The 3451-nt window shown below is 30.5% G+C and carries 2 protein-coding genes; both read left to right on the plus strand.

Annotated features, from left to right (window positions below; genetic code table 11):
- The coding region (locus CXF67_RS18190; RefSeq protein WP_180957935.1) for a hypothetical protein at positions 1-254 on the plus strand (254 nt) is incomplete at its 5' end.
- Entirely contained in the window at positions 241-3243 is a 3003-nt protein-coding gene (locus tag CXF67_RS08755; RefSeq protein WP_102088411.1) for a hypothetical protein, read from the plus strand. The genes CXF67_RS18190 and CXF67_RS08755, both read left to right, overlap by 14 nt.
- Positions 3244-3451: the final 208 nt, after the last annotated feature.

The following is a 3451-nucleotide window of genomic DNA, read 5'->3' on the forward strand; positions in this document are numbered from 1 at the left end:
ATTTTCAAGAGCATTTAAAAAAGAAGAAACAAGAAGAAGATGCGAAAGTACTTGCCGACAAAAAAGATATGACAACAATTAATATTACAAGTCCTGATGCTGATTATCTCGAAAACATAAAACATCTAGATTTAATTCTTTCAAAAAAAACGCCCACGTCTTGGGAACAAGATATGGTCAAATCATTAATTGGTAGACACGCCAGTTACAAACAATATTTTTTCAATAATATCGGAAACAATGGCTTGGTTTAACTTTTTAAAATCAGAGGGTTACTTTGCCCCAGACAAAAATCCAGAACCTATTCAGGTTAAAAACGGATTTCAAGTTCCATATTGGGAAACGTTAGGATATTTGGAGAAATTATCTATTCAAATAAGTCAAGGAAAGGAAACTGAACTTATAGACGAGTTGTTAGCTGTAATTAAAAATGTATCTGAAAACCCAAAAGACAATTACCGAACGTGGTATCTTTTCATTAAAATTTTATCGAATATTCCAAATGAGAATATTCCAAAAGAAATTTTGCATTTCATTCCTGTTTGGCTATCAGGAAAGTTTGACACGATGATTCAAACATCTGAATTGTGTGACAATCTTCTTCCAAAATTTTTAAATGATAAACCAACACGAGCGGATATAGAAAAAACGGAAATAATTCTTCATTATCTTTTTCAAGTAGAAAAAACAGATGTTCAAGGAGATAATTGGGAAGGTGCAGGTCATAGCTATCGTTCAAGATTATATTTACATTTCTTAGCCGATAAATTTGAAAAAAGGAACATCGCAGTAAAAATTATTAAGTACTGTTCTAACGATATCATCCTAAAATTAGGTAGAACGATTAAATTCTTGCTTCTTGATTATCCAAAAGGAATAAATACTTTACAGAAAGACGGAGATAAAGAATATGAAATCCAAATTTATATTGAAAAGGAAAATCTTTTAGTGACTTCAAAATTAAAAGGTAGCGAAGTTACTAATTCAACTTCTACTCTTTCAAATTGGGAGAAAAAAAGCGAAACAGAATTGAAAGAAGAACTTGTTTCAATTCTAAATGAACAAAAAATCAACTATGCGCCAATTGATGAAAATGACGATACTTTTCAACGTTTAAACTTTGCATTAAATACAGACCTTACATCTGCATTTGGCTTTGATAGTATCAGGAAATTAGATGACCGATATTCCAAAGGTGAAAAAGTATTGAATGTTTTCTCTTTGATATTTCGTAATTTGCTTGACGAAAAAGTAAAACAAAATCCACAAGAAGGCTTAGGAATACTCAAAACACTTTGCTACGACAGTAAGTATCGTGTTCCTTTTTACAAACGTATTTCGCTATATGTAATTTGTGAGAATTGGGAAAAGACTAAATCTCTATTTTTTGAATTGATAAAAGATAATGATGCTTTACATCTATTTTCAATTTACAAGTATCAAAAAGAACTTTATGATTTGCTAAATAGAAACCAAAATGTGTTAAACGTTGATGAAGTTAAAATCATTAAAAAGATAATTGAACAAGGCAAACAGGAAGAGATTGAAGAACAAACAGAGGAGCATAATGAATATTGGCAACTTGGTTGGTATTCGGCATTAAAAGACATTAAGCCTTTTAAAGATAAATATTTGACTCTTTCAAAAAAATTAAACATTACAAGTGAACACTATGAGAATTTAGGTGAAATTCGTGTCACAAGTGGCTCTGTTTCCCCTATTTCAAAAGATGATTTGCTTGAAAAAAGTAATCAAGAAATTGTAGAACAAATTAAAACATTTAATCCCAAAAGAAATTTTGATGAGCCAAGCATTAGCGGTTTATCGGAAACTTTTGGTAATGCGGTTGAAGCTGAACCCGAAAAATTTGCTATAGAAATAGAATTATATCAAGAGATACCATACGTTTACTCTTATCATTTACTAAACTCATTTGGGAAGGCGTGGAAAAATCAGAAAACATTTGATTGGAAAAACGTTCTTTACTATTGTTTGAACACTCTTAAAAATCCAAAGTTCTATAAAGGCGAATTACAAATTGAAAATGATGATTGGAAAGCAACACCTGATTGGGTTATAGGTTCTATTGCAAATCTGCTTACAGACGGTTTGCAAAATGACAAACACGCTTTTGATATTAAGTTACTACCTCTTGCAAAGGAAATAGTTCAAATAATTATAAGCAATCTCAAACCAGCAGAAGATTTTCAAGGAACGAATATGGATTACCCAACATATTCACTGAATTCAGTAGCAGGAAAATCTTTAAGAGCTTTGTTTGATTACTCACTTCATAGAGCTAGAAATCTCTTTAAATATGAAGACAACGGAAAATGGGAAGCAGATATTAAATCATTATTTGAAGAAACATTACAAAAAGGAATTATTGACGGATTTATTTTGGAAGGAATGTATTTTGAACAGTTTTGCTTTTTAGATTATAATTGGATAACAGAACAAGTAAAACACCATTATACAAGCGAAGATAAAGAATGGCTTGCTTTTATGGGTGGTTTTGGTTTTGGGAAACCACCTTATAACAAAGAACTTTATACATTATTTTATCCTCACTACGAAAGAGTGATTGACAATAACGTCCAATTGAAAAGTTTTAGTAACAATGGTTTAGTTCGTCATTTGACAGCATTTTATTTTTGGAAATACGAAACACTTTCTTCTAAAAAATTAATATTCAAGTTTATAAATCAAGTAACAACCAGCGAAGTTGGTGAATTAATTCATTTCATTTGGCAACAAGAAAATTATCCAAAAAACTTATCCGAATTAGAACAACAGGAATTTCAACAAATAATTATTGACTTATGGAAATTCTTGGTTGATAAATATGAAAATTCAAATATTGAGGAAGAACAAAAAAAATTAGCAACTCTTTCGAACTGGATTGTATTTGTACCCGAACTAAATGATATTTATACAGCCCTTATTCTAAAATCTTGCAAACACATTGACAAAATACATTCAACACACGAGCTTCTTGAAAATCTTGTAGCATTAAAGATAAAAGGAAATCCAAATATGGCTGCAAAGGCAATTGGTGAAATAATTTCATCACTTAACTTCAAAGAATATATGGCAGACTTTGACAAAGATTATATTAAGGATTTGGTTTCATTTCTATTTGCTCACGAACAAAGAAAAATTGCTATTGAATTTTGTAACAAAATGGCTGCAGTTCATCAACAATTCTTTTTAAGAGAAATATATGAGACTAATACTAAATAATATGGCGAAAGAAAAAGGGCAGTTGCCAACACCGTGTATAATTAATGGCTAGCTCTCGCCTACTTATGAAAATCCTCGCAGATCTTCTATTCGGTTTTTATTTACTAAATTAGGTTCTTAAAAACGCCACTAATCATACACGTATTCCAAGATCAAATCCTAACAAATATCCTAGTTTGTTTTTTATGCTGCATGTTGTTGAAGAATC

It is taken from the genome of Psychroflexus sp. MES1-P1E (genome assembly GCF_002836055.1).
Taxonomy (GTDB): Bacteria; Bacteroidota; Bacteroidia; order Flavobacteriales; family Flavobacteriaceae; genus Psychroflexus.

Bases quoted from the DNA above. Each gene is read 5' to 3' on its own strand.
- CXF67_RS08755 (WP_102088411.1), top strand. From the start codon at position 241: ATGGCTTGGTTTAACTTTTTAAAATCAGAGGGTTACTTTGCCCCAGAC.